Genomic DNA, 15,390 nt, shown 5'->3' on the forward strand with positions numbered 1-15,390 from the left:
TTACGCGTTTCAGTAAGGTGTGCATTCGAACACCTGGTACCCGTCATTCTTGCCGTCGCCTTCGTAAATGCCAAAGTCGATACATTCGTAATTTGGTGTCGACACGGCCGTCAGCAATAACCGTTCACCTGCCTTACGATCACACCCCAACACCCCAATGGTCACCGCCGCGTCGCCCAGCACATCCAGTATCGGACAGCCCGACACCTGAGCCATAGCCAATGCCGCCCGGTCGCGAATTGGCCCGAGCCTTGGGGCGTATTGAGAGTTCATCCGCACTGCCTCGGCCAGTTCTCCACGCACACGGATGTCGAACACGCTGCCGTTCACCGCCACGCGGGTTGCTGGCACGTCGCGAAAATGCGGTGTGCCCGCGGAACATGCGGCCATCAGCAGAGGGGCAAGAAACCGGATCATGCCGCAGCTTTGGGGTATTTTGGTTAACAGAACCTTTCCGGTTTTCGGCTTCCTCCTGTCAGGTTTGCAAAAGCTCTGCCAATCGGCGCACGCCTTCTCGGATTTTCTCCTCGTCGGAATTCGAAAAGCTCAACCGGATAGTGTTGGTGCCGCTTTGGTCAGGAAAGAACGCCCGCCCGGGAACAAAGGCAACTTTGACCGTGTCCAGTGCACGCGCCAGCAGATCAGCCCCGCTAACCCCTTTGGACAAAGTCACCCAGACAAACATGCCACCTTCGGGTTTGGTCCATTCCACACCTTCAGGCATGTGCTGTTCCAAGGCCGTCAGCATGGCGTCCCGCCGAGACCGATAGACGGTGCGCAATGTCGACACATGGGTGTCAAAGCAGGCCTCAGCCACCTGATGCACTGCCATCTGATTGATGGTCGCTGAATGCAGATCCGAGGCCTGCTTCAACAGAACCAGCTGCGAAATGACCGGTTTGGCTGCAACCACCCAGCCCACCCGTAATCCCGGCGACAGGGTTTTAGAGAAGCTGCCACAATAGATGGTCCTGCACGCATCGATCGATCCCTTTCGGGACAGTTCCAATGCCAGAATTGGCGGGATCGGCGCGCCGTCATATCGAAGCGCCTGATAGGCACCATCTTCGATCACCGCGCAGTTCAGGTCTTCGGCCAGATCAAGTACGGCCTCCCGCCCCCGCAGATCGACTGTTTCACCGGTCGGGTTGGCAAAATCTGCTGAGAGATAGGCAAACTTGACGGCGCCGCCGCCGGCCGCCGCCCTGTATTCTGCAGCGCCCCGATTGCCATTGATGCTCAGTTGATCAAAACGCGGTTCATACGCATCAAACGCATTGATCGCACCAAGATAGGTGGGCCAGCCCACTAATGCTGTATCTCCGGGCGACAAGAAAAGCTTACCCAGATAGTCCAGCGCTTGTTGAGACCCCGACGTGATCAGCACATTGTCGATGTCACACTCCACACCGATCTGCCGCATATGGTCTACCAGCCATTGGCGCAAAGGAACGTAGCCTTCGCTGATAGAATATTGCAGCGCCTGGTCCTTGCTCTCTGATCCGAGCGCCGCTTGATACGCTTTGGCGAACTCGTCCGACGGAAAAAGCTTGGGGTCCGGGATGCCTCCGGCAAATGAAATGATGCCGGGTTGATCGAGCAGTTTCAGCAATTCGCGGATTTCCGACGCCTTCATCCGAGAGGCTCGGGTGGCAAATAGCGGGTGCAAGGACATGAGGCTCCTCCGATCTCAATTCGGGGCAGCCTAGGCAGGTGCACAACAAAGTCAACACTACTGACCCAATGTTTCAATCGGCGTGAACCCGATCTTCTTGAATGTGTCCGGATTACGTGGTCATATGATTTGACCAATTCCGGAAATCACCATGCCTTTCCAAAAAGTTCAGACCGAAAAACTCTCTCTCGCCGTTGTCCGACAGATTGAACTGCTGATCCTCCGCGGCATTCTGAGACCGGGCGAGCGTCTGCCCTCAGAACGCGAGCTGGCCGAGCGTATGGGGGTATCGCGCCCGTCGCTGCGCGAAGCGATTTCAGACCTCCAGGACCAGGGGCTGCTGACCGCCAAGGCTGGGTCCGGGATTTATGTGGCCGAGGTGCTGGGATCGGCTTTTTCACCGGCATTGATACAGTTGTTCAGCAGCCATGACGAAGCGGTGTTCGACTATCTATCGTTCCGCCGGGACATGGAAGGGTTGGCGGCCGAACGGGCCACACGGCTTGGATCCGAGAGCGATCTGAAGGTTGTTCAGACGATATTCGATAAGATGGTCTCGGCGCATGACCGAAATGCCACCGAGGAAGAGGCGCAGCTGGACGCCCAGTTTCACATGGCCATCATCGAAGCCAGCCATAACGTCGTGATGCTGCACATGATGCGGTCGATGTTCGATCTGCTGCGTCAGGGTGTGTTTTATAATCGCCAGATGATGTTCCAGCAGCGCACAACGCGCGACGCCATTCTGGATCAGCACCGCGCGATCAACGATGCATTACAAGACCGAGACCCCAAAGGTGCACGTGAAGCCGTCGAGCATCACCTGGGGTTTGTCGAACGCTGTATGGCGGATCAGCAGAAAGCCGCGCGGAACGAAGCGATTGCGCAGCAGCGGTTGGATCATGAAACCGCGCAGGGCTGATAAAATAGCGCGCAACGCTGAGGCTTATCTGGTCAATGCACATCCAGATCCGGTTTGCTCAATTCGCTAAAGTGGCCGAACTCTTCAGGCAAAGAAAAACCCGAGGGCCTTAGGCTCTCGGGTCATCATCTATTTGCTGTAAGGCCGATTAGTGCAGTTTTTCACCGACATCCGCAATAGAGGCGTCGATCAGCTTATTTGCCTGCGCAGCGGTCATTTGCTTGGCCAGCACGGCGTTGGCGGCGGAAACCGCAACGGTGATGGCCTGATCGCGAACTTCCTTGACGGCCGACGCTTCAGCCGAAGCGATCTGATCCTGTGCCGCAGCCAGACGGCGGGCAATGGATTGTTCCAGATCAACCTTGGCCTGTTCGGCAGCAAGCAGAGCATCTTCTTTGGCGGCCGCAACGATGGCGTCCGCTTGACCCTGAACTTCGCGCTGTTTGCGCTCGTACGAGGCCAGCAGACTGCGGGCTTCTTCGTGCAGGGCACGGGCTTCGTCCAGTTCGGACTTGATGCCTTCGGCACGATTGTCCAGCGCACCGCCAATCATGCCCGGTACCTTGAAGTAGAAAAGGACCGCGATGAAGACGATGAAGCCCAGCAGCACGACAAAATCTGTATTGCCAAGCGAAAAGAACGGGCTACTTGCGGCCAGCGCAGGGCTGGCAGTGCCAACGGTCAGGATAAGGGCAAGAGTATTCCGCATGTCACTTATCCTTTCGTCTGCGCGTCAACGGCACCGTCGATGGCTTTGGCATCTGCCTTGCCACCCAGTGCAGTGACCAGTTCAGCTGCCGTATCCTTGGCAACCACTTGAATACTATCCAGCGCGCTGGCCCGGATGCCGGCAATTGCCTTTTCCGATTCAGCCGTTTTGGCAGCAATTTCCAAGTCTGCCATGGCAATCGCGTCATCCAGACCAGACTGGATTTCAGCGCGGGCCTCGGCAGCAATACGCTGTGCCTCGGCGCGGGCATCGGCCAACGCCTTGTTGTAGGCCTCTTCAGCTTCAACAGCCTTGGCCTTCAGGTCTTCGGCTGCAGCCAGGTCATTTGTAATGGTCCCCTGACGTTCCGCCAGGATTGCCGCGATGCGAGGCAAGGCCACGCGGGACAGGACCAGAAAGATGACGACCAGCGTAATGACCAGCCAGAAAATCTGGTTGGGGAACCAATCGAAGCAGAGCTGCGGCATACCGATGGCAGAGCCATAAGCGTCGACGCACGAGCCAGCTATTTCTTCGGCAATGGGTTCAGTCGCCATGTTGTCCTCCGTCGGAACTTTGTCTTTACAACAGGTAGGCCGCTATGGCTTGGGCCCACCTGCGCGTAAGGATCAGGTTCCGCTGGTTAGACGGCGAACATCAGCAGCAGCGAGACCAGGAATGCGAAGATCCCCAGGGCTTCTGCGAATGCGATACCGATGAACAGGGTTGCGGTCTGCGAAGCAGCCGCCGAAGGATTGCGCAGGGCGCCGGCCAGGAAGTTGCCTGCTACGTTGCCCACCCCGATTGCGGCTGCGCCGGAACCGATTGCTGCCAGGCCTGCGCCGATGTGTGCGAGATCGCCTTCCATGATGTTTCTCCTTACGAATTGGAAGTTTCGATGTTTGGGTATCGGACCTTAGTGCGACGGATGCAGCGCATCCTTCAGATAAACGCAGGTCAGAATGGTGAATACGTAGGCCTGGATAAAGGACACAAGGACCTCGAGGCCGTACATTGCGGTGATCGCCAGAACGGACACGGGCGAGATCACGGCAATCGCGGCAAAGCCTGCGAACACCTTGATAACCGCGTGGCCTGCCATGACGTTACCGGCAAGACGAATAGAGTGGCTGACCGGGCGTACGAAGTACGAGATCAGCTCGATGATCGCCAGGACAGGGCGCAGCGCCAGAGGCGCGCTGGACACCCAAAACAGACCCAGGAAAGCGGCGCCGTTCTTGACGAAACCAAGGATGGTCACGGTCAGGAACACGGCCAGCGCCAACGGGATGGTCACGGCGAAATGCGATGTGGTGGTGAATGATGTCGGGATCATACCCAGGAAGTTCGCACAGACAATGAACATGAACAGCGTCATGACATAGGGAAAGTATTTGACGCCTTCCTTGCCACAAATGTCTTCCAGCATCTTGTAGATAAAGCCGTAGGCCAATTCGGCGACCGACTGCATCCGGGTCGGAACAATCGCGCGCTTCGAGGTGCTAAGAACCAACAGACCAAAGATCGCGGCAATGGCCAGGAACATCCACAGGGTCACGTTGGTGGGCGTGTACCAGGCAATCGCACCGTCGCCAAACAACGGCTTGACGATGAACTGGTCCATCGGGTGGAATACCAGGCTGCTGCCTTCTGCTGCGGTGGTCTCAGTCGCCACGTTCAGTCCCTCTCGTCCTTATCGGTGGCCTCGGCCGCCGTTTGTTTCTCTTGAGCCTGTTGTGCGCTGCGGAGCATAACCTTTACCCCGGCGACAAGACCCAGCAATGTGAACAGCACCAGAAAGATCGGGAGCGTCCCGAACAGGCTGTCGAGCCCGTATCCGATGCCAAATCCGATCCCCAGACCGGATACCATTTCGATGACCATCCGCCAGGCAAGCTCGCCCCCCGAATAGTCAGCGTCTGCGCGGGTCTCAGGCTGTTTGGCCTTTTTCGCCGCATCGATCTTGGCCTCCAGCTGCGCCATACGCTGCTTTTGGTCATCATCGGTCACGGGCGTTTTCCTCGCACAGTCTTGAAGCTAGGTGCTAAGGGCGCGCGGCCACAGAGTCAACGCCATTGACCGCCGCAATTGACGCAGCTCAACCTATTGATTCATAAATACTAAACCGACATCCAATGAAGACCACTCTGTCCAACAAGACCCCGCCGCGGCTACAAACCCGCGAAATCGTATATTCAACCAAATGGTTGACCAAACTCAGGCACTGTGGTTCAGCAAAAGCATGTCCAAAGATCTCGACACTGTATTTGCCGCCCTTGCCGATCCGACCCGCCGCGCCATTCTTGCCATGCTGCTCGAGGATGATATGGCCGTGACAGATGTGGCTGAACCGTTTGAGATATCGCTGGCCGCAATCTCAAAACATCTGGTCATCCTGACCAAGGCTGGTTTGATTTCACAGGAAAAACGCGGGCGTGTGAAATGGTGCAAGCTGGAGCCCGACGCCTTGCGGGCTGCGTCTGTCTGGATGCAAGGGTTTGGTCAATTCGAACCCGTCAACCTGGACGCGTTCGAACGGTTTCTGGAAATTGAGCTTCCGGCAACGGACGACACTTAGGTTGGGCCTATCTAACCACGAATACCGACACCTTAGCGTGCTTGGCCAGATATCCCGCATGGCTTGAGAATATATAATCGGTGATCCGTGGCGCGTGCGTTCCCACGACAATCAGATCGGCGCCGATTTCTTCTGCGGCGCGCGTGAGGCCCCCATCAACTTCGGCTGCCACGTCAACCGAATGAATGTTGCGCGTTTCTACCTGCGACCCGCTTTGTTCGGCCAGTTGGTCGGCAAACGCCACGAGATCCTTGGCAATCGCTGAGTCGGATTGGGTGACATCGCCGGGTTGCGTACCGGTTACACTGACTGCGGTGATCCTGGCATTCTGCCATTTGGCCACCTCTGCCGCGACCTTGGTGGCTTTGTGTACCTCTGGCGGCATATGCAGATCAACTGGGATCATGATGTGGTCGAACATAGCTTTCTCCTCTCATTCACAAGGATGGTAGAAGGGACGCTCGATAGTGGCCTTGATCTGCCTCAAGGGGTGTTGTGGCGGCAAACCCACCCGGGGTTATCCTTCCTGACTGTATTCCACGCCAAAAACAACTCCGGTCGGGCCGGCCTGACACAGCCAGGGCGCTTCGACACCGACGACCGAGACCGTCGTGACCGATCCGGTCGGCACCGATTGCGTCGATACGGCGGTTACGTCGCTTGCACGCACGCCGGTTTGGGCCGAGACGAGTGCCTCGCAACTGGCTTGCAAATCGGAAACGTCCGAGCTGCTTTGAGTGCCCGGTGCGCATGCACCTAAAACAAACAGAATGGAAACGTAGTAAAGTCGATTCATAATAAAGCCTTTAGGTCTGCGGCCAGATCAGGGGCTGGCCTTTCCTTTTGATGCTGCCAGAACCTGCCCGGAAAGCAAGTTTCAACCAGGATTACTTTGCTTAGGCGCAGAGCTTGAAATCTCGTCTTTCAGCAGCAAAAGCAAAGCGATGATCGTCAATACCACGCCAATGATGATCAGCCCTGGCGGCACACCGTTGCCTAGCGCGACCTCCCACAAGATCACCCAGCTGGGCACCAGATAGGTATAAGCCATGACCTTGGCCGATGGCAGGCGCAGCGCAGCGAACTGCACCAGAACAAAGCTGGCTGCAGTGGCAAAAAAGGATAGGTACAAAAGGCCGATCCAGACAATCCCAGGTAACGCCGCCCAATCGGTTGCAACGATATCGGACCATCCAAAAACACCAAGCAACAGACAACCAGCCAGCAATGTGCCAAAGGTGAACACCACTGCGGGCTCGCCCCTGTTCAGTTTCCGAACCATCGGTGTGTATACTGCATGCGCCGCACAACCGCAAAAGTAGATGATTTCCCCCATACCAATCTCAAAGGCCCGAAACGCCTGCCAGTCTGCGCGAAATATCACCCATAACGCGCCAACGGCGCCGACGGTGAGGGCCAAAGCCATGCGTGACGTGGTGACCTGCCGCAAAAGAAACCACCCGGCAACAGCCGACATCACCGGGGTCAGGGTGAACACCGCTGCTGCGCTGACCGGCGGCGCGGTCTTGAGGCCGTAAAACATCAGCACAAAATAGGTCGCGAACAAGCCGCCCAATATGAAGTACCGCCAGGGCGCTCGCATGGCGTCACGGGACGCCCCTGTCGTAATCAGTGCAGCAAACCCGATCACCACCGCCGCGATGGCAAATCGAACTGCGTTCAACGCGGCCGGAGCGATTTCATTGGCAATCATCGACCCAAGTGAGAAACTGCCTGCGACCAGTGCCGAGAACACCAGCATGGCCAGATGGCCACGCGCTTGTGCGCTCATGGCAGCCAGCCCTTGGCCTGTTCTTTCAGGTATTTCAAAAAGGCCTGCACCTTGGTTGTGCGATGCAAATCGACATGAGTCACAAGCCATAGCTTGCCGGACCATTCCGGTAGCGGGTCCATGACCTCTTCCAACTCGGGGAGGCGCGCCGCTTCCCATCGGGCCATGAACCCGATCCCGGCCCCGGCCCGGACTGCCTCGCCACCCGTGAAGTTGTTCGAACAGCGGAATGTGATCGCCTGGGCGGGGGCATTGGCACGCAACCAACGCGAAAACGGGGCACGGCTGTTTTCATCATCGTTGCCGACAAAGGCGTGGTTGGCGAAATCCTCCACACCAGAAGGCTTGCCGCGCCGCGCGATATAGTCCTTGCTCGCAAACAGTCCGACCTCTTGCGGAATAAACGGCTGCACCACATTGTCGGGCTGGTCGGGGGCGGCCCCGGCCCGGATGGCGACATGCGCTTCGCCATATTCAAGCCGGAACAGGCGATCACCGGTCAAATAGCGCACGATCAAATCAGGATGGGTTCTTTGAAACTCGCTGAGTGTCGGCACAATCAAAGGGGCCAATGAGGCCAGCGAGGTTACAACCAATTCGCCCGAGACGTCATCCCCCCGACCTTTCATCCGACCGACAAGCTGGTTGAACTGATCTTCGGTGGCCTGAGCCACCCGCAACAGATCTTCTCCGGCCTCGGTCGGCGTATAGCCACGCGCGTGACGCTGGAACAGTTTGACGCCCAACCGGGCCTCGATTGCGTCGATGTGACGGATCACCGTGGCGTGGTGGACGCCCAATACTTCGGCAGCGCCGCTGACCGTTCCCATCCGCGCCACCTGATAGGCGGTTCTCACTTCGTCCCAATTATCCATGGCAGTGCCGTCTTTGTGCAATTTCTAACAGTAACTGTTGATATATCCGAGTTTTGTTCGTGAGTGCAACATTCATATTGAAGGGAAGCCAAAGACCAACCCTCTCAAAGGACGCCAAGACATGACCAAAACTATCCTTCACATCGACGCCTCGGCCCGCCGCACCGGTTCAGCAACCCGCGATCTTTCCAATCGGATCGTCAGGCACCTGGGCGCCAACCGCATCATCCGGCGTGATCTGGCCAGCCCTCTGCCGCTGCTGACCGAAGACTGGATTGCCGCAAACTTTACACCTGCCGATGATCGCGACTCGGTACAGCGTGACCGGCTGGCCCTGTCGGACGAGTTGGTACAGGAGCTGCACGATGCGGACACGATTGTTATCGGTTTGCCGATCTACAACTTTTCGGTGCCCGCAGCGTTCAAGGCCTGGATCGACCTTGTTGCCCGCGTCGGCCTGACATTCAGCTACAGCGAAAACGGCCCTAAAGGGTTGCTGGAAGGCAAGCGCGCCGTTCTGGCCATCGCCTCGGGCGGAACGGCTGTCGGATCCGAGGTCGACTATGCTTCGGGCTATGCCCGCCATGTGCTGGGCTTCATCGGAATCACCGATGTCGATGTCGTCGCCGCCGATCAAATGGCGCTGGACCCCGAAAACACCCTCAGCACCGCACAAAAGGCTGTAAGCGAGTTGGCCGCCTAATCCCCCTCTGGTGCTGTGCCGCCAAAACGTCCAATCTGTTCAGAGGTTTCTCTCGGCAGATTGGACGTTTTGTCATGAAAAAGATCGGAATTCTTGGGGGTGTCGGCTGGGCATCGACCGTAGACTACTACCGGGCCATCGCTGAAGGTGCGAGCAGGCACTTTGCCAAATGCGGCCACGGATCCCCGCTTCCGATCCCACAGATGACAATCGAATCTGTTGTGCAGGCCCACACGCGCGCGTTGCGAGGGATGGCCGGTGATGAAGACAGCTGGGCAGATTTCGATGCGGTGTTTCGTGCGGCTTTGCTGACTCTGGAGCGGGCCGGATGTGATTTTGGGATTATCGCATCCAATACGCCGCATGCCCGCCTGCATGCGATCCAGCGCGGTGTGACCATGCCGATCCTCAGCATTTTTGACGCGACCGCCAAAGCAACCGCCAAAACCGGGGCTGAAAAGGCGCTGGTCCTCGGCACTTCGGTGACGATGGAAGCTCGCAACTACGCTGACCGGCTTTCGGTTGAAGGTATTTCGGCAAACGAACGCTTGCCCCAGCCCGAGATCGCAAAAATGCAGTCGATGATCGATACCGATTTCTATGGCGGAGCCTCCGAGAACGCACGCGGCCGGCTGCTGGCTTATTGCAACAGGCACGCCACGCCGGGCACCGCCATCCTGCTGGCCTGTACCGAATTACCGCTGGCCTTTCCAAACCATTTGGATGATCCGGTGTTCAAGGCCGCGGGGCATCTGTTTGTTAACCCGTCCGCAGCCCATGTTGCTGCGGCCCTGACCGAAGCGCTTGAGGAAGGCTGAGCCTTAGTTCACTGCAGCCAGCCTACTTCACATTTGATTTGGTCAAAGAAGGCCATCACATCCCCACGGGCCATCGCGACAGTTCTGTCATTGACCAACGGGTGCATATTAATGACATCTGCCTGCTGCGCGGCAGCGTCCATGAAGAACCGCACGTTGTTTTGTACGCCATTTATCATCGCCAGCGGGCTGACCGCGCCGGGGCGAATACCGAGGTTCTGGAACAGGCGATCAGCTGAACCAAAAGATAGGCTTCCCACAGCAAGCTCGGCGCCCAGCGCTTTGAGGTCAATCTCGCGGCTTTGCTCCAGCGTGACCAGATAGTTCCGTTTCTTCTTGTCGCGCAGATATAGGTTCTTGAGGCGCAGGGTGCTCTCGCCGGGCACCAGAAACTGATCTTCCACACCTTTCGCATCTTCGACAGTGCGCAGCGGGACATGAGTATGCAGCCGGTAGGTCAGGCCCCAGGCATCCAGCTGCGCCAGCAGTGCGTCGGAACTGAGCGGCAATGTGTCCTGAAAAGTGGATGATGCGCCCATGGGAACCTCCTGTTTCATGCGCTCATCGCGTATCTCGTGGGCAAATTCAAGCCACGACAACCTGCAATCTCAGTGTTAGCGTGCCGCCATGAAAGTGACGCGCAACACTCCGGACCAACTGATTCTATCCAACACGCCCTGGCTGATCGGTATCATGTTGGCGATCTTTATCCTATGCTTTGTCGGCGCAGGCCTCTTCATGGCCACCGAAGGGAGTGAGGGTGTCTGGTTCGGCATTATCTTTGCTTTGTTCGGTGGCGGGTTAGGCTTTGGCGCGTTCTGCGTCTTTGTACGCCGCGTTCAGGTCATATTGGACCGTAAAAGCAACAGTATCCTGATCCGTCGCCAATCGCTCTTTGGATATGACTCTGTAGAACATGAGCTGTCGAACCTGTCCCATGCCGAGGTGGAAACCACCACCTCGACCCGCGACAGGACCACGTCCAAGATGCATCGTCCCGTTCTGATCCTGGAGAAAGGCATGAGCGCTGGTCGTCACCCGATTGTCGAAGCCTATGTCAGTGGACGCGGCGCGCAGCGGATGGTCGATGCGGTCAATGCCTGGCATCCGAAGCGCAAGGTTGACTCGGACAGCCAATCGGCCTAAATCGCCGTCAAACATCCGGAAGCGTCTGATCTTCCGGTCCCTTGAGTCGTTCAGGGATCGCCCCCCACCAGCGTGTCACGCCCGTGGGGGCAATTGTGCATTTAACCGGCGCTTCCTACCTAGGAACTGCCATCAGATAACCGGCTAAGGAGGCCGAAGGCATGTTTGAAAATCTATCCGAACGCCTCTCCGGCGTCTTTGACCGGCTGACCAAACAAGGTGCCCTGTCCGAGGAAGACGTCAAAACCGCCCTGCGTGAGGTTCGCGTGGCCCTGCTTGAGGCCGATGTCTCGCTGCCGGTCGCGCGCGAATTCGTCAAGAAGGTGCAGGATCAGGCCACCGGTCAGGCTGTTACCAAATCGATTACCCCTGGTCAGCAGGTCGTCAAGATCGTGCATGACACGCTGGTTGAGGTGCTGCGCGGCGAAGAGGACCCAGGCGTTCTGAAGATCGACAACCCACCTGCCCCGATCCTGATGGTTGGCCTTCAGGGCTCGGGTAAGACGACCACGACCGGCAAGCTGGCCAAGCGCCTGAAGGAGAAAGAAGGCAAGAAGGTCCTGATGGCCTCGCTCGACGTCTATCGCCCGGCGGCGATGGATCAGTTGGCCGTGCTGGGTACTCAGGTCGGGGTCGACACCCTGCCGATTGTTCCCGGACAGAAACCGGTCGATATCGCCAAACGTGCCAAGCAGCAGGCGACGCTGGGCGGCTATGACGTCTATATGCTGGATACCGCAGGCCGATTGCACATCGACGAAGTGCTGATGCAGGAAGTCGAAGACGTTCGCAATGCGGTCGACCCTCGTGAAACCCTGCTGGTTGTCGATGGCCTGACCGGTCAAGTCGCCGTTGAAGTGGCCGAAGAATTCGAAGCCAAGGTCGGCATCTCGGGCGTAGTTCTGACCCGGATGGACGGCGACGGGCGCGGCGGTGCGGCTCTGTCGATGCGCGCAGTCACAGGCAAGCCGATCCGCTTTGTCGGTCTGGGCGAGAAGATGGACGCGCTCGAAACATTCGAGCCGGACCGGATCGCCGGTCGTATTCTGGGCATGGGAGACATCGTTGCTCTGGTCGAAAAGGCCCAGGAAACGATGGAGATGGAACAGACCGAGCGCATGATGAAGCGCATGGTCAAAGGTCAGTTCAACATGAACGACCTGAAGATGCAGCTGGAACAGATGATCCAGATGGGCGGCATGCAGGGCATGATGGGCATGATGCCGGGCATGGGCAAGATGGCCAAGCAGGTCGAAGAAGCGGGCATGGATGACAAAGTGCTCAAGCGCCAGATCGCCATGATCCAGTCGATGACCAAACGCGAACGCGCCAACCCTCAATTGTTGCAAGCGAGCCGCAAGAAGCGCATCGCGGCAGGTTCCGGCATGGAAGTCAGCGACCTCAATAAGCTGCTCAAGATGCACCGACAGATGTCGGACATGATGAAGAAGATGGGCAAGATGGGCAAAGGCAAGATGCTGAAGCAGGCCATGAAAGGCATGTTTGGCAAAGGCGGCCCCTCGCCCGAGGATATGGCAGCGGGCATGGATCCCAAGGCGCTGGAACAGGCGGCCAAGGCGATGGGAGGCAAGATGCCCGGTATGCCTGGAATGGGTGGCGGCATGGCCCTGCCCCCAGGTTTGAGCGGGTTCGGAAAGAAAAAGTGACTCCAACACGCTGCACCCAGCCCCCGTCCGGAAAGGCGGCGATGGCAGCAGCGCAGTATCGCGCGGCCCTGCCGGTCATTCAGACCCGGCGGCTGGTTCTGCGTGCACCCACTCTGGATGACCTGCCGGTGTGGACTTCAATCTGCAAGGAGAGCTTCGGCGATACTGAGCAGGAAGCGTGGACAGAGTTTTCCTACTACACTTCCGGCTGGCTTCTGCATGGTCACGGCCTGTTTTCGGTCACGCTTAAGGAGGATGATCAGGTCGTCGGCTTCGTCATTCTCGGCCTCGAATGGGACGACCAAGAGCCGGAGCTTGGCTACATGTTCCGCACCGAACACCATATGAAAGGCTATGCGACCGAGGCTTGCACGGCTGTGCGAGATTTCGGCTTTGACCTGTTGGGGTCGGGGCAATTCGTAAGCTACGTGTCACAATCGAATACCCGCTCGAACGCTCTTGCGGAACGGCTGGGCGCATTACGGGACAAGACCGCTGAAGGTGCCTTTAGCAATGATCAGCATGTCTGGCGGTATGGCGAGGCGCAGGCATGACACTCGCAATGAACATCCCCCGACTTGAAACCGAGCGCCTGATCCTGCGCGCACCTTGCGAAGCGGACGTTGCAGCCGAGGCAGAGTTCTTTGCCAGCGACGCCTCAAAATTTGTCGGCGGGCCGAAGCGCCACGACGAGACATGGCGGGCCATCGCAATGCTGCTGGGCCATTGGGCGATGCGCGGCTATGGCTTCTGGGGTGTCGAGGAAAAGGACACCGGCACATATGTCGGCCATGTCGGACTGTGGTTCCCACACAGCTGGCCCGAACCCGAGATCGGCTGGACCCTGATGAACAACGCCACCGGTAAGGGTTATGCGACCGAGGCTGCGCTGGCCGCGCGCGCGCATGCATATGACGTTCTGGGTTGGGAAACGGCGATCTCACTGATCGATCCTGATAATCTGGGCAGCAAAGCGGTTGCGGAACGCATGGGCGCACAGTTCGATTACACGTTCGAGCATCCGGCCTTTGGCACGATGAATGTCTGGCGACACCCTGCCCCGTCTGATCTGGCGAACGGCGGGCTGGAGGCCTACGCATGACCTCAGCAGCAAATCCTCAACTTGAAACTGAACGTCTGATCCTTCGTGGCCCTTCGCCTGACGATGTCGCTCCGATGTTCGAGTTCTTCAAATCCGATCACAGCCTGTTCTACGGTGGCCCGATGACGGAAGCCGAGGCGTGGCGCAAGCTGACGCTATATGCTGGGCAGTGGACTTTGTGCGGCTATGGCTTGTTCTCGATTTACCGAAAGGCCGATATGGCCATGGTTGGGATGGCCGGGCCCTATCATCCGATTAATTTTCCGGAACCCGAGATGTCATGGCTGGTTGTCGGGCCTGAATTCGAAGGGCAAGGGCTGGCACGCGAGGCTTGCCAAACCGTCCTTTCACATTTGTTCGAGGAATTGGATTGGACCAGCGTTGTCAGCTATATCGACACCGGAAACATCCGTTCGCAGAAGCTGGCTGAGCGGCTGGGGGCATCTTTGGACCAGAACGCGGTGGTTCCGCTGGAAAACTGCATAGCCTACCGTCACAGGCCGCAGTCAGGCGAGGGGCAGTGATGCAAAGCAGCTTTGTAATCCCTCACGTCGAGACCGACCGCCTGATCCTGCGCGCGCCGCATCTGGATGATCTGCCCGCAATGACCGCATTCTTTGCGACCGAGCGCAGCTATATGGTGGGTGGTCCCAAAGACGCGTTCGAGTGCTGGAGTTCGCTGTCAAACAGGCTGGGGCATTGGGCGCTGCGCGGTTATGGCCTGTGGCACCTGACCGAAAAGGCCAGCGGCACATTCGTGGGATGGACCGGTATGATTTACGTGCCAGGCTGGGCTGAGCCCGAGTTGGGCTGGGCGCTGATGGCAGAGGCCGAGGGCAAAGGGCTGGGGTCCGAGGCTGCGACGGCGGCACGGGATTATGCCGCGCGATATCAGGACCTGAACGGTGTCATTTCGTACATCGCACATGCCAACGATCGCTCTCGTGTGCTGGCCAGACGCCTAGGCGCAACGCTGGAGCATGAAAACGCCGAGCTGTTGGGCAAACGCGCCCAGATCTGGCGACACCCAAAGATTGACGTGAATACCCCTGCTTTGACCGCTGAGAGGACCGGCCAATGACCAACCCCGTGACACAGGCTGCCACGCTGTTGAAAGAGCATCGCGAAAGCATCGACCGGCTGGACGCGATCCTTGTCTATACGCTGGGCGAGCGGTTCAAACACACCCAGGCCGTTGGCAAGCTCAAGGCCACACACGACCTTCCCCCGTCCGATCCGTCGCGCGAAGCCGCGCAGATCGCACGGTTAGAAGACCTGGCGAAAGAGGCCGATCTGGACCCCGATTTCGCCAAGGCTTTTCTGAACTTCATCATTCAGGAAGTCATCCGACACCACAGGAAACATCAAAAGTGAACCTTTGGTTCAACAAACACCAGAAATAA

The 15,390-nt window shown here is 57.9% G+C and carries 23 protein-coding genes; 11 read left to right on the top strand and 12 right to left on the bottom strand.

The window, feature by feature from the left end; all coding sequences use genetic code 11:
* Nucleotides 1–9: 9 nt before the first annotated feature.
* Together Q1B13_RS21055 and Q1B13_RS21060 are read right to left on the bottom strand one after the other, a co-directional pair.
* On the bottom strand, nucleotides 10–417 hold the full coding sequence (locus tag Q1B13_RS21055) for a hypothetical protein (RefSeq protein ID WP_299083561.1): 408 nt from the start codon (nucleotides 415–417) through the stop codon (nucleotides 10–12).
* Nucleotides 418–475: 58 nt separating this feature from the next.
* The gene (locus tag Q1B13_RS21060; RefSeq protein WP_299083563.1) at nucleotides 476–1,675 is read right to left on the bottom strand and encodes a PLP-dependent aminotransferase family protein; all 1,200 of its coding nucleotides are present in this window, start codon (nucleotides 1,673–1,675) and stop codon (nucleotides 476–478) included.
* A 151-nt stretch (nucleotides 1,676–1,826) separates the two neighbouring features.
* Here Q1B13_RS21060 and Q1B13_RS21065 point away from each other — a divergent pair, with 151 nt between their 5' ends.
* Nucleotides 1,827–2,597, top strand: coding sequence for a FadR/GntR family transcriptional regulator (locus Q1B13_RS21065; RefSeq protein ID WP_299083565.1), 771 nt, complete (start codon nucleotides 1,827–1,829; stop codon nucleotides 2,595–2,597).
* A gap of 148 nt (nucleotides 2,598–2,745) precedes the next feature.
* Here Q1B13_RS21065 and Q1B13_RS21070 read toward each other — a convergent pair whose 3' ends face one another.
* From Q1B13_RS21070 to Q1B13_RS21090, 5 genes are all read right to left on the bottom strand, one after another.
* Nucleotides 2,746–3,306 carry a F0F1 ATP synthase subunit B gene (locus Q1B13_RS21070; protein WP_299083567.1) on the bottom strand — a complete coding sequence of 187 codons (561 nt, stop codon included), beginning with the start codon at nucleotides 3,304–3,306 and terminating at the stop codon, nucleotides 2,746–2,748.
* Nucleotides 3,307–3,311: 5 nt separating this feature from the next.
* Nucleotides 3,312–3,863 carry a F0F1 ATP synthase subunit B' gene (locus Q1B13_RS21075; protein ID WP_298937124.1) on the bottom strand — a complete coding sequence of 184 codons (552 nt, stop codon included), beginning with the start codon at nucleotides 3,861–3,863 and terminating at the stop codon, nucleotides 3,312–3,314.
* 86 nt (nucleotides 3,864–3,949) lie between these two features.
* Complete coding sequence (locus Q1B13_RS21080) at nucleotides 3,950–4,174, bottom strand: F0F1 ATP synthase subunit C (RefSeq protein WP_005981269.1); 225 nt, start codon at nucleotides 4,172–4,174, stop codon at nucleotides 3,950–3,952.
* A gap of 48 nt (nucleotides 4,175–4,222) precedes the next feature.
* Entirely contained in the window at nucleotides 4,223–4,981 is a 759-nt protein-coding gene (locus tag Q1B13_RS21085) for a F0F1 ATP synthase subunit A (RefSeq protein ID WP_298937125.1), read from the bottom strand.
* Nucleotides 4,982–4,983: 2 nt separating this feature from the next.
* On the bottom strand, nucleotides 4,984–5,316 hold the full coding sequence (locus tag Q1B13_RS21090) for an AtpZ/AtpI family protein (protein ID WP_298937126.1): 333 nt from the start codon (nucleotides 5,314–5,316) through the stop codon (nucleotides 4,984–4,986).
* Between the two features lie 232 nt (nucleotides 5,317–5,548).
* On the opposite strand from Q1B13_RS21090, the gene Q1B13_RS21095 reads away from it, so the two are divergent.
* Nucleotides 5,549–5,884, top strand: coding sequence for a helix-turn-helix transcriptional regulator (locus Q1B13_RS21095; protein WP_298937127.1), 336 nt, complete (start codon nucleotides 5,549–5,551; stop codon nucleotides 5,882–5,884).
* Between the two features lie 7 nt (nucleotides 5,885–5,891).
* Here the strand turns inward: Q1B13_RS21095 and Q1B13_RS21100 are convergent, their stop codons facing one another.
* The 4 genes from Q1B13_RS21100 to Q1B13_RS21115 all read right to left on the bottom strand — a co-directional run bounded on the left by Q1B13_RS21100 (nucleotide 5,892) and on the right by Q1B13_RS21115 (nucleotide 8,551).
* A complete protein-coding gene (locus tag Q1B13_RS21100; RefSeq protein ID WP_299083570.1) occupies nucleotides 5,892–6,305 on the bottom strand; it encodes a universal stress protein in 414 nt (137 codons plus the stop codon).
* Between the two features lie 96 nt (nucleotides 6,306–6,401).
* Entirely contained in the window at nucleotides 6,402–6,680 is a 279-nt protein-coding gene (locus tag Q1B13_RS21105) for a hypothetical protein (RefSeq protein ID WP_299083572.1), read from the bottom strand.
* Between the two features lie 81 nt (nucleotides 6,681–6,761).
* Nucleotides 6,762–7,676: a DMT family transporter gene (locus tag Q1B13_RS21110; protein ID WP_299083574.1), complete on the bottom strand. Its 915-nt coding sequence runs from the start codon at nucleotides 7,674–7,676 to the stop codon at nucleotides 6,762–6,764.
* Complete coding sequence (locus tag Q1B13_RS21115) at nucleotides 7,673–8,551, bottom strand: LysR family transcriptional regulator (RefSeq protein WP_298937131.1); 879 nt, start codon at nucleotides 8,549–8,551, stop codon at nucleotides 7,673–7,675. The genes Q1B13_RS21110 and Q1B13_RS21115 overlap by 4 nt, the downstream gene beginning before the upstream one ends.
* A gap of 121 nt (nucleotides 8,552–8,672) precedes the next feature.
* On the opposite strand from Q1B13_RS21115, the gene Q1B13_RS21120 reads away from it, so the two are divergent.
* Both Q1B13_RS21120 and Q1B13_RS21125 read left to right on the top strand, forming a co-directional pair.
* Nucleotides 8,673–9,254: an NAD(P)H-dependent oxidoreductase gene (locus tag Q1B13_RS21120; protein WP_299083577.1), complete on the top strand. Its 582-nt coding sequence runs from the start codon at nucleotides 8,673–8,675 to the stop codon at nucleotides 9,252–9,254.
* Between the two features lie 74 nt (nucleotides 9,255–9,328).
* A complete protein-coding gene (locus Q1B13_RS21125; RefSeq protein WP_299083579.1) occupies nucleotides 9,329–10,072 on the top strand; it encodes an aspartate/glutamate racemase family protein in 744 nt (247 codons plus the stop codon).
* 8 nt (nucleotides 10,073–10,080) lie between these two features.
* On the opposite strand, the gene Q1B13_RS21130 is transcribed toward Q1B13_RS21125, so the two are convergent.
* On the bottom strand, nucleotides 10,081–10,611 hold the full coding sequence (locus tag Q1B13_RS21130) for a prolyl-tRNA synthetase associated domain-containing protein (RefSeq protein WP_299083581.1): 531 nt from the start codon (nucleotides 10,609–10,611) through the stop codon (nucleotides 10,081–10,083).
* A gap of 88 nt (nucleotides 10,612–10,699) precedes the next feature.
* On the opposite strand from Q1B13_RS21130, the gene Q1B13_RS21135 reads away from it, so the two are divergent.
* The 7 genes from Q1B13_RS21135 to Q1B13_RS21165 all read left to right on the top strand — a co-directional run bounded on the left by Q1B13_RS21135 (nucleotide 10,700) and on the right by Q1B13_RS21165 (nucleotide 15,361).
* Nucleotides 10,700–11,218 carry a hypothetical protein gene (locus Q1B13_RS21135; protein ID WP_299083583.1) on the top strand — a complete coding sequence of 173 codons (519 nt, stop codon included), beginning with the start codon at nucleotides 10,700–10,702 and terminating at the stop codon, nucleotides 11,216–11,218.
* 161 nt (nucleotides 11,219–11,379) lie between these two features.
* Entirely contained in the window at nucleotides 11,380–12,885 is a 1,506-nt protein-coding gene (gene ffh, locus Q1B13_RS21140; RefSeq protein ID WP_299083585.1) for a signal recognition particle protein, read from the top strand.
* A 41-nt stretch (nucleotides 12,886–12,926) separates the two neighbouring features.
* Nucleotides 12,927–13,439, top strand: a complete 513-nt coding sequence (locus Q1B13_RS21145; protein ID WP_299083587.1) for a GNAT family N-acetyltransferase — start codon at nucleotides 12,927–12,929, stop codon at nucleotides 13,437–13,439.
* 8 nt (nucleotides 13,440–13,447) lie between these two features.
* Nucleotides 13,448–13,987 (top strand): GNAT family N-acetyltransferase, encoded by a 540-nt coding sequence (locus tag Q1B13_RS21150; RefSeq protein ID WP_299800409.1) that lies wholly within the window; start codon nucleotides 13,448–13,450, stop codon nucleotides 13,985–13,987.
* The gene (locus Q1B13_RS21155) at nucleotides 13,984–14,511 is read left to right on the top strand and encodes a GNAT family N-acetyltransferase (RefSeq protein ID WP_299083592.1); all 528 of its coding nucleotides are present in this window, start codon (nucleotides 13,984–13,986) and stop codon (nucleotides 14,509–14,511) included. The genes Q1B13_RS21150 and Q1B13_RS21155 overlap by 4 nt, the downstream gene beginning before the upstream one ends.
* Complete coding sequence (locus tag Q1B13_RS21160) at nucleotides 14,511–15,068, top strand: GNAT family N-acetyltransferase (RefSeq protein WP_299083595.1); 558 nt, start codon at nucleotides 14,511–14,513, stop codon at nucleotides 15,066–15,068. Before Q1B13_RS21155 ends, Q1B13_RS21160 begins: the two co-directional genes overlap by 1 nt.
* Nucleotides 15,065–15,361, top strand: coding sequence for a chorismate mutase (locus tag Q1B13_RS21165; protein WP_298937139.1), 297 nt, complete (start codon nucleotides 15,065–15,067; stop codon nucleotides 15,359–15,361). The genes Q1B13_RS21160 and Q1B13_RS21165 overlap by 4 nt, the downstream gene beginning before the upstream one ends.
* The last annotated feature ends 29 nt before the right edge of the window (nucleotides 15,362–15,390 follow it).

The sequence above is a fragment of the uncultured Ruegeria sp. genome (assembly GCF_947489545.1).
In the GTDB taxonomy this organism is placed as follows: domain Bacteria; phylum Pseudomonadota; class Alphaproteobacteria; order Rhodobacterales; family Rhodobacteraceae; genus Ruegeria.